We start from the raw sequence: 16,966 nt of genomic DNA, 5'->3' as shown, positions 1-16,966 counted from the left end.
GCACCGATGCCTGCGCGCTGTCATGCTTCTGTCACACGGCTGTGCGATGATGGTTTCGCTCTCAAATCTCTCCCGATTTGAATCCCTTGGCCCGCAATGCAAAACATTGCGGGTTTTTTTTGCCTGTGCCGGGTGCGCTGATTGTCATATTTTCACAGATGTTGATTTAATGAAGTTCTAAGCCTTGCGCGTCCGATTACTGGCAAAGTAACACCTGTAGCGCGCGGCCTCCTCCGCGCGCCAGGTTGCCGTATCCCTCAGACGCGGCACGATATCCCCGCGCTCTAAAAAGCGTTTTGACCGGCTCCCTCCAAAGATCGCCGGTCTTTTTTTGCCTGTCGTACGGGACTGGGCAGTTTCGCCTACACTGGCGTGCACTGCAACCAGAAAAGGGTATCCCGATGATAGACCTGTACACCGCCGCCACACCGAACGGCCACAAGATTTCCATCGCCCTCGAAGAGCTCGCGCTGCCTTATGAAATGCACGTGCTGGACCTGGCCGCCAATGTGCAAAAGGAGCCGTGGTACCTGGCCATCAATCCGAACGGCCGCATCCCCGCCATCGTCGACCGCGCGGTGGACAATTTCGCCGTGTTCGAATCCGGCGCCATCCTGATCTACCTGGCCGAGAAGACCGGCAAGCTGATGCCGTCCGACCCCAAAGGCCGCTCGCAGGTGTTGCAATGGCTGATGTTCCAGATGGGCGGCGTCGGCCCCATGATGGGCCAGGCCAATGTGTTCTACCGCTATTTCCCGGAAAAGCTCCAGCCCGCCATCGACCGCTACCAGGGCGAGAGCAAGCGCCTGTTCCGCGTGCTGGACGGCCATCTGGCGCAGCATGAATACCTGGCCGGCGATTACTCGATTGCCGACATCGCGAACTGGGCCTGGGTGCGCACCCACAGCTGGTCCGGCGTGGACGTGGACGGCTTGCCGCATCTGCAGCGCTGGCTGGCGCTGGTGGGCGGGCGGCCTGCCGTGCAGCGCGGTATCCAGTTGCCGCCGTCCAGGCTGGACCGTGCGGCCAGCGCGGAAAAAGCCGAGCAATTTGCGGCCGAAGCGCGCAAAATGCTGGAGACCGGACAATCACGCGAGAAAGGCGTCTAAAGCATGAAACTGTACACGAGCGCGCGCGCGCCCAATCCCCGCCGGGTGGCGATGTTCATGGCCGAGAAGGGCATCAGCATCGACACGCAGCTGATCGACCTGGCCAAGCTGGAGAACCGCGACCCCGGCTTCCTCGCCAAGAACCCTTTTGGCCGCGTGCCCGCGCTGGAACTGGACGACGGCCGCATCCTGTGCGAAACGCGCGCCATCTGTTCCTACCTGGAGGGCGCCTATCCCGAGCCTAACCTGATGGGCCAGGGCTTCGAGGAGCATGCCTTCATCGAGATGGCGGACCGCCGCGTGGAGTTGCATGTCTTCGCGGGCATCGCCAACTGCGTGCGCCACACGCATCCCGGCCTGGCGGCGCTGGAGCAGCCGCAGTTCCCGGAGTTTGGCGCGGCGCAAGGCGAGAAGATGCGCGAGTCGGCGCGCTGGCTGGACAAGACGCTGGCCAGCCAGCCTTACGTGGCGGGGCAGCGCTTCACTATCGCCGACATCACGGCGTTTTGCGCGATGGAGTTCGCGCGCGGGCTGATGAAGTTCAAGCCGGGCGCGGAGGGCATGCCGCACCTGCAGGCCTGGCGCGACCGCATTGCCGAGCGCCCCAGCGCGGCGGCGGGCTGACCTGCCAGCCATGACTGCCGCGCGCCAGCAGCGCCGGTTCGCTTCGCGGCGGGGCGCGCTGCGCGCCGTGCTGGCCGCCGCCGTGCTCGGACAGCGCGCGGCAGCGGCGCCGGCACTGCCTGCGTCCCCGCCCGGCGCCATGCCGCCACTGATCGCCAAACCGCTCAAGGTGGTCATTTTTGCGCTGGTCCCGTACGGCATGCCGGACGCGGCGGGCCAGCCGTCGGGCGTGCTGGTCGAGCTGCAGAAGCAGCTGGCGCAGGAGAGCGGCTTGCCGATGGAGATGCAACTGGTGCCGTACCCGCGCGCCATGGCCATGGTGGCGGCGGGCGACGCCGACCTGGTGTTCAGCTTCCCGAACCAGCAATTGCAGCAGCATGCCCGCGCGCTGGGCGCTATCGCCAGCGGCGACGTGGTCGTGATAGGCCGCGCCGGCAGCCGCTACGCAACGGCGGCGGACTTGCGCGGCAAGAAGCTGGCCCATATACGCGGCGCGCTTTACGACGCGCAGCTGCAGTCCGACCCCGGCATCGGGCGCTACGAGGCGATTTCCTATGAACAGATGGTGAAGATGCTGCTGGAAGGGCGCTTCGACGCGGTGTTGGGTGCGCGGCTGTCCATCCTGCACACGCTGCGGCTGCTGGGCGTGCCGCGCGAGAAGCTGGGGCCGGAGCTGGCGGTGGGCAAGCGCGACATACTGGTCCACTACGCCGATCAGCGCTACGACCCGCAAGTGGCGGCGCGGCTGGAACGCGCCCTGGCCGCCATGCGCGCGCGCGGCGCTGCGGCCGCGCTGCTCAAGCCTTACGGCGACGGCAGGCTGCCGCCGCCGTAGCACCGCCTTGGGGGCAGCGCCTGTGCCGTTTACAGCGCCTGGCGGTCCAGCCAGGCGTCGATTTCCGGCATGCGGTCGCGGATCACCGCTGCGCGGTACTGCATGCGCGAGACCGCCGTATTGGTCTGGCTGCGCGCGCTGGCCGGCAGGTTGGCTTCGGCGTAGGCCTTCAGCTTGTCCACCATCGCGGGCGAGGACGAGCCGCTGGCCAGGGCCGGGAAGTAGCCGGCGCGCGAGCTGCTTTCCACCAGGCCGTTCACCTTGGGCAGATTGGCGATGGCGAAGTCGAACGCGCGCTCGGCATGCTCGCTTGCGACCGACGCGATGATGCCGGAGCCGATGGTGGCGTCCGGCTCGCCGCTGACGGCCAGCTCAAGCGCGCGCTGCGCCAGCGCCGGGTCGGCGGCCTGGCCCAGCAGCGCGTACAGCTCGGCCTTGACGATGGACGACTGCTCGGCCTTGGCGGCTGCATGCAGTTGCTCCCACACGCGCGCGTCCGCGTTGCGCGCCACCACGCCCAGCACCACGCGGCGCAGTTCGGGCGGCAGCGCCGTCTTGTCGCCGGCCAGCGCAGCGTCGTAGCGGCGGCGCGCTTCCACCATCACTTCATCGTCGCCCAGCGCGCCCAGCGTGTAGATCAGCTGTTCGCGCAGGATGGCGGTCGGCGCGGCCTCGCCGCTGCGCGCTTCCCAGCCCACGCGCGCCATCACCGGCGCCAGGCGCGAGACGGCGAACGCGGACAGCTTGGCGCGCGTGGCCTCGTTGTCGCGCGCATACACGCGCACCTCGTCGAACATGCGGGCGATGCGGCCCCACACTTGCGGCGCCGCGTCCACCGGCGTGGCGCGCGCCAGGCCCAGTGCGTCCGAGGCGGACTGCTTGCCGGCCAGGCCCAGCGCCCAGCTTTCCGTCATCAGCCCGAGCTGGTCCACCGGGGCCAGCTTGCCGAAGCTGCCCGCCAGCGCGGCGTAGGCCTTGGGCGCGTACACCGTGCGGTAGTAGCCGGCCTGGCCGGCGTTCACCAGCACCGGGCCGCAGCCGGGCAGCGTCATGGTGGCCTTGCCGCCGCTGACCAGCGTGCGGCTGGCTTGCGCCGCGTCCACTGTCTTGGCCAGCACCGGCACGCGCCACGACAGCGCCTTCTTGTCCGGATTGTCCTTGCTGTATTCGCCTTGCGTGAGCGTGACGCTGGTCTTGCCGCCATGGCAGCTGTAGTCGGACACGCGTATCAGCGGCACGCCCGGCTGCAAGGTGAAGTCGTGCGCAATCGCCGTGACCGGCTTTTTGGCGGCCTGCTCGATGTGCAGCCACAGCTGGTCGGACACCGCGTTGCCGTAGGCATGGGCCTTGATGTAGCTGCGCACGCCGGTGCGCCAGGCTTCCTCGCCCACGTAGTTTTCCAGCATGTTGATGACGGCGCTGCCCTTGGCGTAGGTGATCTCGTCGAACGCGGCATGGGCTTCTTCCACGGTGGCCACGCGCTGCACGACCGGGTGGGTGGTGGCCAGCGCATCGCGCTCGATGGCCGAATTGCGGCCGGCCACGCGGTTCAGCGAGGTTTGCCATTCCGGGTGCTGGCGCTCGGTGGTGCGGCCCGCCATCCAGGTGGCGAAGCCTTCGTTGAGCCACAGGTCGTCCCACCAGCGCATGGTGACCAGGTCGCCGAACCACTGGTGCGCGGTTTCGTGCGCGGCGATGCTGTAGGCGGCCTGCTTGTCGGCCTGGGTGGACATGGCCGGGTCGAGCAGCATCACGGATTCGAAGCTCATGATGGCGCCCCAGTTTTCCATGGCGCCGAAGAACTGGCTGCGGCCCGGCGCGGCAATGTTGTCCAGCTTGGGCAATGGGTAGGGATGGGCGAAGTAGTCGTTGTACTCGCGCAGCACGGCCTTGGACGAATCGAGCACGAACTGCGCCTGAGGCAGGCGGCCCTTGACGGTGACCACGCCCAGCTCAGTGCCGCCCTCCGTGGCGGTGGCGCGCTCGAAGTCGCCCTGGCCGAAGAACAGCAGGTAGGTGGACATGCGCGGCGTGGTGGCGAAGCGCACCAGCTTGCGGCCGCCTTCAACGGCGGTGCTGCTGGCCACCGGCATATTGGAGACGGCCATCTGGTCGGCCGGCACGGTGGCTTCCAGCGCGAAGGTGGCGCGGAACGCCGGCTCGTCCCACGACGGGAACATGCGCCGCGCGTCGGCCGCTTCGAACTGCGTGTACAGCGCGCGTTTCTTGCCGGCCGGGGTGTCGTAGTCGAGCGAGAACAGGCCGGCGGCCTGGTTGCCGATCTTGCCGCTGTAGTCGATGGCCAGCTGGTAGCTGCCTTTGGCCAGCGGCTGGGCGAAGGTCAGGGTGGCGGTCTGCTTGTCCGCGTTCAGCGCGATGTTGCTCGCTTGCTGCACCGTCTGGCCCGGGCCGGCCGCGATGCTGGCGCTGGCCAGGGCCAGGTCCAGCGCGTGCAGGGTGATGGCGTTGCTTGGCTCCAGCACGTCGATGGCGATGACCACGCGCGCGCTGAAGGTGGACGCTTGCGCGTCCGGCTTGAGCGAGATGGCGTAGTGGCTGGGGCGGACATTGCGCGGCAGCTGGGTGGTGGCCAGGCTCTCGGCAGCGGCACTCGCGGCCGGCTTGGACGGCTTGGCTTTTGCGGCGGCTGGCGCTGCCTGCACCAGCGGGACGGCGGCGAGGGCGGTCAGGGACAGGATGGCTGCGGAAATCAGGCTGCGCTGCATGCAATGCTCCATGGAATTTTTTGTTAAGGGAGCAATGTAGCTGCTATGGCTAGCGCGGTCAATGCGGCTGTGTCAGTCCGGCATGGGCAGCAGCATGGTCAGCTTCAGGTCGGGGCGCCGCGCCAGATGCAGCGTCACTTGCCGGAAGCCCAGCGCGCCCCGGGCAGGATGCTGGAAGCGGCGCACGCCACCTTCGCGTTCCAGCACGTCCTGCAGGGTCCACAGCTGGCGGAACTCGGCGCTTGCGCCGGCCAGTTCCGCGATCAGGCCGGCCAGCGGCTCGTCGCTGGCGTGCTTGCCGGCGTCGGCGCGGAATTCCGCCACCAGGCGCCGCGCGCGGTGCGCCCAGTCCACGATCAGGTTGCGCGCGGCGGGATGGCCGAACATGAAGCGCAGCAGGTTGGGCGCATGGCCAGCCTCGGCCGCGCCAGCGTCGAGCCAGCCGGTGAACAGGGCGGCGGCGTCGGGATTCCAGGCGACGGCGTCCCATTGGCGGTCCAGTACGTAGGCGGGCGCCTGCACCGCGCGCACGACGGCGTCCAGCTCCTGGGCCAGCGCGCTTTCCGTTTCGCCTTGTTCGCCCGGTGCGGCGCGCTGCGGGTCCAGCCGCTCCGCCAGGCTGAACAGATATGCCCGTTCGGCGCCGCTCAAGTGCAGCACCTCCGCCAGCCGCGCCAGCATGGCGGCGGATGCGGACACTTGCCGGCCCTGTTCCAGCCAGGTCAGCCAAGTGGGGCTGACCTGGCACAGCTGGGCCAGCTCTTCGCGCCGCAAGCCGGGCGTGCGGCGCCGTCCGCCGCCGGGCAGGCCGGCGCTTTGTGGGGTGACGCGCTCGCGGTGGCTGCGGATGAATTCCCCGAGTTTGTTGTTCATCGTCGCTTGCATGGAATTTTTTATACCAGGATAAGTTGTGGTCTTGTTACAGGATAAAGTCCAGCCTATTCTGCAATAACTTATCCAATCCGGGAGAAATAAATGAAACAGCAAAGCTATGTGGCCCAGCAGTTCGGCAATACCGCCAGCATCTATCTGAGCAGCACTGTGCACGCGCAGGGGGCGGACCTGGCGGCGCTGCGCGCCGTCGCGCAGGGCATGCAGGCGCCGCGCGTGCTGGACCTGGGCTGCGGCGCCGGCCATGCCAGCTTTGCCGTGGCGCCGGCCGCGCAGTCGGTGGTGGCCTACGATTTGTCGGCGCAGATGCTGGAGGTAGTGGAGGGCGCCAGCCGGGAACGCGGCCTGCACAATATCAGTACGCTTCAGGGCGACGTCGGCAAGCTGCCGTTCGCCGACGGCAGTTTCGACCTGGTGGTGACGCGCTTCTCGGCCCACCATTGGCCGGACGTGCAAGCGGCGCTGCACGAGGTTCGGCGCGTGCTGCGTGCCGGCGGCCGTTTCGTCGCCATCGACATCGTCGCGCCCAAGGCGGCGCTGTACGACAGCACCCTGCAGGCGGTGGAGCTGCTGCGCGACGGTTCGCATGTGCGCGACTACCGGACCTGCGAGTGGGGCGCCAAGCTGAAAAATGCGGGCTTTGCGCACCAGGTGTCCAGCGAGTGGAAGCTGACCATGCGGTTCGGCGAATGGGTGGCGCGCATGCGCACGCCGGAGCTGCGCGTGCAGGCGATCCGCAGCCTGTTCGATTCGGCTCCGGACGAGGCTCGCGCCTACTTCAACGTGCAGGAAGACTATACGTTCGACATCGACGCGGCCATGTTCGACGCTGTGCGCATGGAGCAGGAGATTTACTGAGGCTGCGCGCGCAGACGCAGACGCAGCCTCAGCCTCGGACTCAGGCTCAGGCCACGCGCTTGTACCAGGGCTGCAGCGGCTGCAGGGGGCGGTAGAAGGCGGCCAGCGCGTCGCTTTCGTCGAGCTGGCGGTCCAGGGCCAGCACGCCGAAGGGCGCCAGGCTGGCGTGGAACAGCTGCAGCACGCGCTGGCGCAGCAGCGGGCCGAAGTCGGGCAGGGCGCGGCGGCAGACGATGAGGTTGAATTCGTTGAAGGAAGCGTCCGTCATCAGGTTGTATTGCGCCCAGGTGATGCGGCTGCGCAGCTGCGGCAGCAGCACGGCGCGCTTGCCGGTGATGTGGAAGTAGTCGGCCAGGCGCGTGCTGCGCGGAGCGGCGGCGCTGGCGTCAGCGCCTGCATCCGCGCCTGCACCTGCGCCCGCGCCCGCTGCACCTGCTGCTGCTGCTGCTGCTGCGTCGGTGCTGCGGGCGCGGTCGTAGCTGGCCTGGTACTCGGCCAGGCGTTCCAGCGGAATCGACGCGTCCTGCGCTTCGGCCAGCAGCTCGTCGCTGGCCACGGTGCAGTGCAGTTCCGTGCGCGCCAGCAGGCCTTGCTCGGCCAGCAGCACGGCCAGCGTCCAGGCTTGCTCGGCGCCGGCGCAGTCGGCCAGCCAGACCTTGGGCAGCGCCGCGCCGCGCAGGCAGGCGGCCGAGGCCAGGCGCAGCATGCGCGCCTCTTCCGCGTCGTCGAACATGGTCGCGGGCGGCACATGCAGCGCGCGCAGCACGGCGCTGGCGGCGCCGGCATCGTGCAGCAGCTGGCCCTGCAAGGCCGACAGCGTGCGCAAGCTGCGCTGCTGCATGACGCCGCGCAGCTTGCGCCGCAGCGTTGCCCGTTCGTGGCCGCGAAAGTCGAAGCCGTAGCGCTGGAACAAGGCCTCGGCCAGCAGGTCCAGTTCCAGCTCCTCGACTTCCGGCGGCGCGTCGCGCCGCATGGGCGATACGTTGTTCATCGATGCGCCCGTCAGTGCAGCCAGACCCGCATCAGCGACAGCAGCTGCGCCACGTCCACCGGCTTGGTGATGTAGTCGGACGCGCCGGCGGCGATGCACTTGTCGCGGTCGCCCTTCATGGCTTTCGCGGTCAGCGTGATGATGGGCAGCGACTTGAACTTCGGTATGCGGCGGATGGCGCGCATGGTGTCGTAGCCGTCCATCTCCGGCATCATGATGTCCATCAGGACGATCTCGATGCCCGGATCGCGTTCCAGCACTTCGATGCCGTCGCGTCCATTCTCGGCGAACGACACCTGCATCTGCTGCCGTTCCAGCAGCGAGGACAGCGCGAAGATGTTGCGCAAATCGTCATCGACGATCAGCACCTTGCGCCCGGCCAGGCCGCTGTCCGCCGCGTGGATTTCCTCCAGCATGCGGCGCTGCAGCTCCGGCAGGCTGGCCTGCGAGCGGTGCAGGAATAGCGCCGTTTCATCCAGCAGGCGCTCCGGCGAGCGCGCGTCCTTGATGACGATGGTCTTGGCGTAGCGCTTCAGCTTGGCCACTTCCTTGCGGTCCAGCTCCTTCGCCGTGTTGATGACGATGGGCAGGTCGCGCAGCGAGGAATCCTTGCCGATGATGTCGAGCAGGTCGAAGCCGCTGATATCGGGCAGCGTCAGGTCCAGCACCATGCAGTCGAAATGGTTGTCGCGCAGTGCCTGCAAGGCCTTCTCGCCCGTGTCCACGGCCACGATGCGCAGGTCAGAGTCGCCGATCAGGCTGACGATGGCGTCGCGCTGGTGCTGCTCGTCGTCCACCACCAGCAGGCTGCGTTTGCCGCCCAGCAGGAACTTCTGGATGCGGGTGAATTCCTCGTGCAGCGCGTCCTTGCTGACCGGTTTGTTCAGGTAGGAGATGGCGCCCTGGCGCAGCGCGCGTTCGCGCTCGCGCAGGCTGGACATCACGTGCACCGGGATATGGCGCGTGCTCGGGTCGCGCTTCAGACGGTCCAGCACCGTGAAGCCGTCGATGTCCGGCAGGTCGATATCGAGCAGGATGGCGGACGGCAGGTAGTCGCGCGCCAGCGACAGCGCGGAGTCGCCCTTATGGGTGACGATGCCCTTGAAGTTCTTTTCGCGCGCATAGTCCAGCACCACCTTGGCGAAGCGCTCGTCGTCCTCGATGATGAGCACCGAAGGGTCGCCAGGCGCTACCAGGCCGCGGTCGTCGATGGTGGAGCTGTAGATGGTGAGGTCGGGCTCCGGTTCCGCGATGGTTTCCACGTCCTGCGCCGGGGGCACATACACTACTTTCGGCGGCTGCGTCGGCGCGCGGGTGGGCGGCTGGCGCGACAGGTCGTAGTTGACGAAGCCGGCACGGTTGTAAGGCAGGAACAGCGTGAAGGTGGAGCCGCTGCCGACCACCGATTCCACGCGGATCTCGCCGCCCAGCAGGCGCGCCAGTTCGCGCGAGATCGACAGGCCCAGGCCGGTGCCGCCGTACTTGCGGGCGGTGGAGCCGTCGGCCTGCTGGAACGCTTCGAAGATCAGTTGCAGCTTGTCGGACGCGATGCCGACGCCGGTGTCGGTGACGGCGAAGGCCAGCACCGCGTCGGCGTGCAGCAGGTTGGGGTGGTCGCTGCTGAAGCCGCTGGTGACCAGGCCGATGGCCAGCGACACCTGGCCGTGGTTGGTGAACTTGAAGGCGTTCGACAGCAGGTTTTTCAGCACCTGCTGCAAGCGCGTGGTGTCGGTCATCACGGCGGTTGGCAGGTTGTCCGCCAGTTCCACCGTAAAGCCCAGGTGCTTGGCCTCGGCCATGTGGCGGAAGGTGCGGTCCACGTAGTTGCGCAGGTTGGCGAAGCGGTATTCGGACACGTCCAGCGTGACGGTGCCGGACTCGATCTTCGACAGGTCCAGAATGTCGTTAATCAGCGTCAGCAAGTCCGAGCCGGAGCCGTGGATGGTTTTCGCGAATTCCACCTGCTTGCCGGACAGGTTGCCTTCCGGGTTGTCGCCCAGCTGCTGCGCCAGGATCAGGAGCGAATTCAACGGCGTGCGCAGCTCGTGCGACATATTGGCCAGGAACTCGGACTTGTACTTGGACGACAGCGCCAGCTGGGTGGCCTTTTCTTCCAGCGCCAGCTTGGCCTGCTCCACCTCGCGGTTCTTGCGTTCCACCTCGATGTTCTGCTCGGACAGCAGGCGCGCTTTCTCGGCCAGTTCCTGGTTGGTCTGCTGCAGTTCCTGCGCCAGCGACTGCGACTGCGTCAGCAGCGACTCGGTGCGGCTGTTCGCCTCGATGGTGTTCAGCACCACGCCGATCGATTCCATCAGCTGGTCAAGGAAGGACAAGTGGGTTTCGGTGAAGCGGTCCAGCGAGGCGATCTCGATCACCGCCTTCACCTGCTGCTCGAACAGGATGGGCAGCACCACGATATTGGTCGGCGGCGCCGCGCCCAGGCCGGAGCTGACCACGATGTAGTCGCGCGGCACGTCGGTCAGCCAAATCCTGACCTTCTCAAGTGCGCACTGGCCCACCAGGCCTTCGCCCGGCAGGAAGGAAGTGGGCAGCTTGCGGCTGGAGCGGTAGCCGTAGCTGGCGATCATGCGCAGGCGGGCGTCGCTCTCCTGCGAATCCATCATGTAGAACACGCCGTGGTGGGCCGACACCAGCGGCGCCAGTTCGGACAGGATCAGTTTCGTCACGGCCTGCAAGTCGCGCTGGCCTTGCAGCAGGCGCGTGAAGCGCGCCAGGTTGGTCTTCAGCCAGTCCTGCTGCGCGTTCTTCTGCGTGGTTTCCTTCAGGTTGCGGATCATCTCGTTGATGTTGTCCTTCAGGTAGGACACCTCGCCGCGCGCCTCCACCTGGATGGAACGGGACAAGTCGCCGCGCGTCACGGCGGTCGCCACCTCGGCAATGGCGCGCACCTGGTTGGTCAGGTTCGCCGCCAGCTGGTTCACGTTCTCGGTCAAGTCCTTCCACGTGCCGGCCACGCCGGACACGTTGGCCTGGCCGCCCAGCTTGCCTTCGGTACCCACTTCGCGCGCCACCCGCGTCACCTCGGATGCGAAGGAGGACAGTTGGTCCACCATCACGTTGATGGTGTCTTTCAGCTCCAGGATCTCGCCCTTCACGTCCACCGTAATCTTCTTGGACAGGTCGCCGCGCGCCACGGCGGTGGTCACCGCCGCGATGTTGCGCACCTGGCCGGTCAGGTTGGACGCCATGAAGTTCACGTTGTCGGTCAAGTCCTTCCAGGTGCCGCCAACGCCGGGCACGTAGGCCTGGCCGCCCAGCTTGCCCTCGGTGCCCACCTCGCGCGCCACGCGCGTCACTTCCGATGCGAAGGAGGACAACTGGTCCACCATCACGTTGATGGTGTTCTTCAGTTCGAGGATCTCGCCCTTCACGTCCACCGTGATTTTCTTGGACAGGTCGCCGTTCGCCACGGCGGTGGTCACCTCCGCGATGTTCCTCACCTGGCCGGTCAGGTTACCCGCCATGGAGTTCACGCCGTCGGTCAAGTCCTTCCAGGTGCCGGCCACGCCGGGCACGTTGGCCTGGCCGCCCAGCTTGCCCTCGGTACCCACTTCGCGCGCCACACGGGTCACTTCGGACGCGAAGGAGTTCAATTGGTCCACCATCACGTTGATGGTGTTTTTCAGTTCGAGAATTTCGCCTTTCACGTCCACCGTGATCTTCTTGGACAAGTCGCCGTTCGCCACGGCGGTGGTCACGTCGGCGATGTTCCTCACCTGGCCGGTCAGGTTACCCGCCATGGAGTTCACCGAGTCGGTCAAGTCCTTCCATGTGCCGGCTACGCCCTTCACCTGCGCCTGGCCGCCCAGCTTGCCCTCGGTACCCACTTCGCGCGCCACCCGCGTCACCTCGGATGCGAAGGAGGACAGTTGGTCCACCATCACGTTGATGGTGTTTTTCAGTTCAAGAATTTCGCCCTTTACGTCCACCGTAATCTTCTTGGACAAGTCGCCGTTCGCCACGGCGGTGGTCACCGCCGCGATGTTGCGCACCTGGCCCGTAAGGTTGGACGCCATGAAGTTCACATTGTCGGTCAAGTCCTTCCAGGTGCCGCCCACGCCGGGCACGTAGGCCTGTCCGCCCAGCTTGCCCTCGGTGCCCACCTCGCGCGCCACGCGCGTCACTTCCGATGCGAAGGAGCGCAGCTGGTCCACCATCACGTTGATGGTGTCCTTCAGCTGCAGGATCTCGCCGCGCACGTCCACCGTGATCTTTTTCGACAAGTCGCCATTGGCCACGGCGGTGGTCACTTCGGCGATGTTGCGCACCTGGGAGGTCAGGTTACCCGCCATGGAGTTCACCGAGTCGGTCAAGTCCTTCCACGTGCCCGCCACGCCTTTCACCTGCGCCTGGCCGCCCAGCTTGCCCTCGGTACCCACCTCGCGCGCCACGCGCGTGACTTCGGACGAGAAGGAGGACAGCTGCTCCACCATGGTGTTGGCGGTGGTCGCTGCACGCAGGTACTGGCCTTTCAGCGGATGGCCGTCCACCTCCAGCGCCATGGTCTGCGACAGATCGCCCTTGGCCACGGCGCCGATCACGCGCGCCATTTCAGTGGTGGGGCGCACCAGGTCGTCGATCAGCGTGTTGACGGAACTGATGATGGTTTGCCAGCCGCCGGCCACGTTGGGTACCGACGCGCGCTGCGTCAAGCGGCCTTCGCGGCCGACCACGCGGCTCACTTCCGTGATCACCTTGACCATTTTCTCCTTGGTCTCGATGATCTCATTCAAGGTATCGGCGATCTTGCCCGGCATGCCGGTCCAGTCGGAAGGCATGCGCACCGAAAAATCGCCTTTTTTCAGCGCCATCAAGGTCTGCAGCAGCAGCTTGATGTCCAGTTCCTCGGCAAATTCAGTCATATCGTTCATCGGCGAAAATCCTCGGCAGCAGTGGCGTAATATGGACGTAAAAGATACTCCGCTGAATAGCGGAGTCAAGCACATGTTGCCTGAAGCAACACGCTGCAATAATAGCTAGTTTAACAATAAGGCAATATCAGTGGAAACTATTTTCCACGATAAAACTTTTTGAATTCCCGGCGCGCACGATTGCCCGGCTAGCCCAGCTGTTTCAGCAGGAAGGCGTAGGTCAGCGCCCACATCATGGCTTGCTGGTCGTTGTTGGCGGCGCCGGCGTGGCCGCCTTCGGTGTTTTCCCAGTACAGCACGTCGTGGCCCTGGTCCTGCATCCGGGCCGCCATCTTGCGCGCGTGGCCGGGGTGGACGCGGTCGTCGCGGGTGGAGGTGGTGAACAGGACGCGCGGGTAGCGCTTGCCGGCGTGCACGTTCTGGTAGGGCGAGTAGCGGGCGATGGCGGCCCACTGCGCCGGATCGTCCGGGTCGCCGTATTCGCCCATCCAGGAGGCGCCCGCCAGCAGCTGATGGTAGCGCTTCATGTCCAGCAGCGGTACCTGGCACACCACGGCGTTGAACAGTTCGGGACGCTGCGCCATGACGGCGCCCACCAGCAGCCCGCCGTTGCTGCCGCCCATGATGCCGAGCCGGCGCGGGCTGCTCAGGCCGCGCGCGATCAGGTCTTCGGCCACGGCGATGAAGTCGTCGAAGGCGCGCTGGCGGTGCTCTTTCAGCGCTGCCTGGTGCCAGCGCGGGCCGAACTCGCCGCCGCCGCGGATATTGGCCAGCACGTAGACGCCGCCCTGTTCCAGCCACGCCGAGCCGGTCACCGCGCTGTAGAAGGGCTTGAGCGACACTTCGAAGCCGCCGTAGCCGTACAGCAGGGCGGGCCGTTCGGCGCCGGGCGCCGCGTCCTTGCCGCTGACGACGAAATAGGGCACGGCCGTGCCGTCGGCCGAGCTGGCCTGGAATTGCTGCACGCGGCAAGGGCCGGCGTCGAAGAAGGCCGGCAGGGATTTGAGGCGGACGCGCTCGTCGCTGCCGGCTTGCGCCAGGTAGAGCGTGGTGGGCGTGAGGAAGTCGGTGACGGAAAGGAAGTACTGGTCGCTATCGATGCTGTCGAGCGCGCTCACGTCCAGGGTGCCGAAGGCGGGCGCTGCCACGCTGCGGCGCTGCCAGGCGCCGTCCACGTGGCGCAACTCGGTGATACGGTTCTTCACGTTATCCAGCTCGTTGAGCAGCAGCGCCGAGCGCGTCGCGCTGACGCCGTCCAGCGAGCTGGTGGGCGAGGGCGTGAACAGCACCGCCAGCTCCCGCTCGCCTTGCATATAGCGGCGGAAGTCGGCCGCCAGCAGCGCGCCTTGCGGGTAGGCAGTGCCGTTGACGGTCCATTCCGAGCGCAGTTCGATGATGAGCTGGTCGCGCACGGTGTAGGCGGTGGCGTCGTCCGGCTTGTCCACCTTGGTCAGCGCGGCGCCGTCGCGCAGGTAGAGTTCGTTGGTGTAGAAGCTGATGGAACGCCAGATCAGCTGGAATTCGTAGCCGGGCGTGAAATCCTTGGCCGCGCCCACGGCCAGGTCGTCCGGCGCCCCTTCGAACACGGTGAGGGCTTGTTCCAGCGGCGTGCCGCGCCGCCATTCCTTGATGATGCGCGGATAGCCGGAGCTGGTCATGGAACCGGGGCCGAAGTCGGTCGCAACGAACAAGGTGTCGCGGTCTATCCAGGCGGAGCGGGTTTTGGCTTCGGGCAGGGCGAAGCCGTCCGCCACGAAGGCGCGGCTGGCCACGTCGAACTCGCGTAGCACGGCGGCGTCGCCACCGCCGCGCGACAGCTCCAGCAGGCAGCGTGTGTCGTGGTGCAGGAAATTCGCGCCGGCCCAGACCCAGTTCTCGCCCTCGACGTCGGCCAGCTGGTCGAGGTCGAGCACGGTATCCCAGGCCGGCTCGGCCAGCAGGAACTGTTCCGGCGTGGTGCGGCGCCAGATGCCGCGCACATGGGCGGCGTCGCGCCAGAAATTGTAATAGTAGCCACCGTGCAGGCTGACGTAGGGGATGCGGTCCTGCGAATTGAGGATGGTCTTGATGCGCGCGTGCAAGGCCGCGAATGGCGGTGTGCCTTCCAGTTCGCTGGCGGCCACGGCGTTCTGGCGCTGCACCCACGCCAGTGGCGCCTCGCCCGCCACCTCTTCCAGCCACAGGTGGGGATCGGCGTCGGTGTCCGGCGTGGCGGTGTTCTGTTCTACGTGCATGCAAGTCTCCGTGGCGGCAAATGGGCTCATCCGCCTATTGTGACATGCCTGCGACGGCGCAGGCGTCAGGGAGGCGGGGCTTGCTGGCTGACCCAGACCGGGGCGGACCAGAGCAGCGTGCCGTCGTCCTGGGTGATGCGGGCGTAGAGCAAGTGTTCGCCGGGCGTGGGCGTGATGGTGGTGCTGGCGGCGGCGCCCGGCAGCGGGCTTGCGGAGTTGGGACGGCCGGGCACGCCTTCAATGATGGCCAGCGCGGCCACCTGCTTGCCGCCGGCGCTGGCGTGGCGCACGTCCAGGGTCAGCGGGCCGCTGTTGCTGAAGCGCTCGCCCATCAGGCGGCCGTTGGCGGTGAGGATGATCTGGGCCTGCTTGTCCATGGTGGCGAACACGCGCCGGGCGCGCACCGCGTCCAGGAAGGTGGTGGCGGTCAAGGCGCTCGCTTCCGGTATCAGCACCGCTGTGCGGTTGGTGTAGGACATGCCCCAGTTGGCGCAGTGGTTGTCCTGGTTGCTGGCGAAAGCCACGTGGTAGCCCGCTTCCAGCAGGCGCTGGCAGGCGTCCTCGAAATTGCTGCGGCGGCTTTCCGTTTCGCTGGTGTTGACCGAGAAGGCGTTGCTGTTCATGACCTCGCACAGCGCCATGGCGGCGTCGCCGTCTTCCGTATAGCCCAGGTTGCTGCCGCCGGCGCGGAACTGGTTGTCCTTCGGGTGGTTGAACTGGCCCAGCCAGCCGCGTTCGCGCATCAGCGTGTACAGCGCGCCGTAATCGCCCTTGGCGGTGGCGGTGTCGGCCAGCAGGGCGCTGCTGCCGTTGCGCTCCCAGCCCAGCAGTTCGGGACTGTTGAGAATGTTCAGGTGGCCGCCGCCGCTGATCACGCCCCATTCCATGCCGTAGATGGCCAGGAAGTCCGGATGCGCGGCGGTGTAGGCGGCGGCCGCCGAGATGCCGCTGTGGTACAGGCCGGTGGCGCGGGCGGGGTCGGCGGATGGGTTGCTGCCTTCGGAGCCGTCGTACATATGGTTGTGTTCGGACGTCATCAGGAAGTCCAGGCCGTGGCGGCGCGCATAGTCGTAGGCGTCCTCCGGGCCGAAGGGGGCGCTCTGCGGCTCCTGCGCGCCGCTGCAGTGGTCGAGCGCACCGCCGCCGTCGCTGTGGCTGGTCTGGCTGTGCAGGTTGCCGTAGTAGACGGTGTAGGGCAAGTCGCCGGCCGCCGGCGGCGAGGCGCTGGCGCGGCGCGGCGCGCGCAGGGTGGGCAGGGGGCTGAAGGCTGGCATGGCCAGCGCGGCGGGGCCCCCCAGCGCGACGTCCCAGCGTTGCCGTATGACTTCCCGCCCCCGTCCGCTGCCGGCCTCGGCACGCAGCCGCCATTGGTAGACCCCGGCCGGCAGGGGCGAGCAGCAAGCGATGCCGACGGTGGCGGCGCCGCCGCGCGTGGTAGCCGCGCCACGCCACAGGCGCACGGTTTTCCCGGCCGGGTCCACCAGTTCCAGGCGCCAGCCGACCTTGCGGCCGAGTGCCGCGGGCAGCGTGAAATGCATACGCACCGGCAGTTCCGAGGCCGTGCCGCCCGCTGCCAGCCGTCCCGGCGCCTCCAGCACTACCTCGAACTCGCTGTGTTCCCGCTGTGCGGCGACGCAATTGCCGCCCCATGCGAGGCCCGCAACGATTACCATGGCGGATAGTCGTGGAATGGCGGCCATGCTTCCTCCTGCTGGTCTGTTAGACCAGAATAGTCGGAGTTGGTTCCGCCCTTGCCATAAAAGTTACATGGGTGTTACTAGTGCGTTGCAATGCGCGGTAGCGACA

Annotated in this window: 10 protein-coding genes; 4 read left to right on the top strand and 6 right to left on the bottom strand. The window is 67.0% G+C overall.

The features are described from left to right. The first annotated feature begins 401 nt into the window (after nucleotides 1–401). Genes ACFJI2_RS14615 through ACFJI2_RS14605 form a run of 3 tightly spaced genes read left to right on the top strand, consistent with a single transcriptional unit; the run spans nucleotide 402 to nucleotide 2,568 of the window. A complete protein-coding gene (locus tag ACFJI2_RS14615) occupies nucleotides 402–1,109 on the top strand; it encodes a glutathione S-transferase family protein (protein ID WP_377705668.1) in 708 nt (235 codons plus the stop codon). Nucleotides 1,110–1,112: 3 nt separating this feature from the next. Further along, nucleotides 1,113–1,733, top strand: coding sequence for a glutathione S-transferase family protein (locus ACFJI2_RS14610; RefSeq protein ID WP_377705667.1), 621 nt, complete (start codon nucleotides 1,113–1,115; stop codon nucleotides 1,731–1,733). A 10-nt stretch (nucleotides 1,734–1,743) separates the two neighbouring features. Then, a complete protein-coding gene (locus tag ACFJI2_RS14605) occupies nucleotides 1,744–2,568 on the top strand; it encodes a substrate-binding periplasmic protein (protein WP_377705666.1) in 825 nt (274 codons plus the stop codon). A gap of 29 nt (nucleotides 2,569–2,597) precedes the next feature. Here ACFJI2_RS14605 and ACFJI2_RS14600 read toward each other — a convergent pair whose 3' ends face one another. Together ACFJI2_RS14600 and ACFJI2_RS14595 are read right to left on the bottom strand one after the other, a co-directional pair. Continuing rightward, nucleotides 2,598–5,294, bottom strand: coding sequence for a M1 family aminopeptidase (locus ACFJI2_RS14600; protein ID WP_377705665.1), 2,697 nt, complete (start codon nucleotides 5,292–5,294; stop codon nucleotides 2,598–2,600). A 72-nt stretch (nucleotides 5,295–5,366) separates the two neighbouring features. Beyond that, on the bottom strand, nucleotides 5,367–6,167 hold the full coding sequence (locus tag ACFJI2_RS14595) for a helix-turn-helix transcriptional regulator (protein ID WP_377705664.1): 801 nt from the start codon (nucleotides 6,165–6,167) through the stop codon (nucleotides 5,367–5,369). A gap of 102 nt (nucleotides 6,168–6,269) precedes the next feature. Here ACFJI2_RS14595 and ACFJI2_RS14590 point away from each other — a divergent pair, with 102 nt between their 5' ends. Beyond that, entirely contained in the window at nucleotides 6,270–7,043 is a 774-nt protein-coding gene (locus ACFJI2_RS14590; RefSeq protein ID WP_377705663.1) for a class I SAM-dependent methyltransferase, read from the top strand. A gap of 46 nt (nucleotides 7,044–7,089) precedes the next feature. Here the strand turns inward: ACFJI2_RS14590 and ACFJI2_RS14585 are convergent, their stop codons facing one another. The 4 genes from ACFJI2_RS14585 to ACFJI2_RS14570 all read right to left on the bottom strand — a co-directional run bounded on the left by ACFJI2_RS14585 (nucleotide 7,090) and on the right by ACFJI2_RS14570 (nucleotide 16,860). After that, nucleotides 7,090–8,034 carry a chemotaxis protein gene (locus ACFJI2_RS14585; protein ID WP_377705662.1) on the bottom strand — a complete coding sequence of 315 codons (945 nt, stop codon included), beginning with the start codon at nucleotides 8,032–8,034 and terminating at the stop codon, nucleotides 7,090–7,092. A gap of 11 nt (nucleotides 8,035–8,045) precedes the next feature. Next, a complete protein-coding gene (locus ACFJI2_RS14580) occupies nucleotides 8,046–12,926 on the bottom strand; it encodes a HAMP domain-containing protein (protein ID WP_377705661.1) in 4,881 nt (1,626 codons plus the stop codon). Between the two features lie 188 nt (nucleotides 12,927–13,114). Beyond that, nucleotides 13,115–15,160 carry a prolyl oligopeptidase family protein gene (locus ACFJI2_RS14575; protein WP_377705660.1) on the bottom strand — a complete coding sequence of 682 codons (2,046 nt, stop codon included), beginning with the start codon at nucleotides 15,158–15,160 and terminating at the stop codon, nucleotides 13,115–13,117. A 65-nt stretch (nucleotides 15,161–15,225) separates the two neighbouring features. Beyond that, nucleotides 15,226–16,860 (bottom strand): CehA/McbA family metallohydrolase, encoded by a 1,635-nt coding sequence (locus ACFJI2_RS14570; RefSeq protein WP_377705659.1) that lies wholly within the window; start codon nucleotides 16,858–16,860, stop codon nucleotides 15,226–15,228. Nucleotides 16,861–16,966 lie beyond the last annotated feature (106 nt).

Source organism: Pseudoduganella sp. UC29_71 (assembly GCF_042693265.1).
Taxonomy (GTDB): domain Bacteria; phylum Pseudomonadota; class Gammaproteobacteria; order Burkholderiales; family Burkholderiaceae_D; genus Rugamonas.
This window is presented reverse-complemented; position numbering and strand designations above follow the sequence as displayed.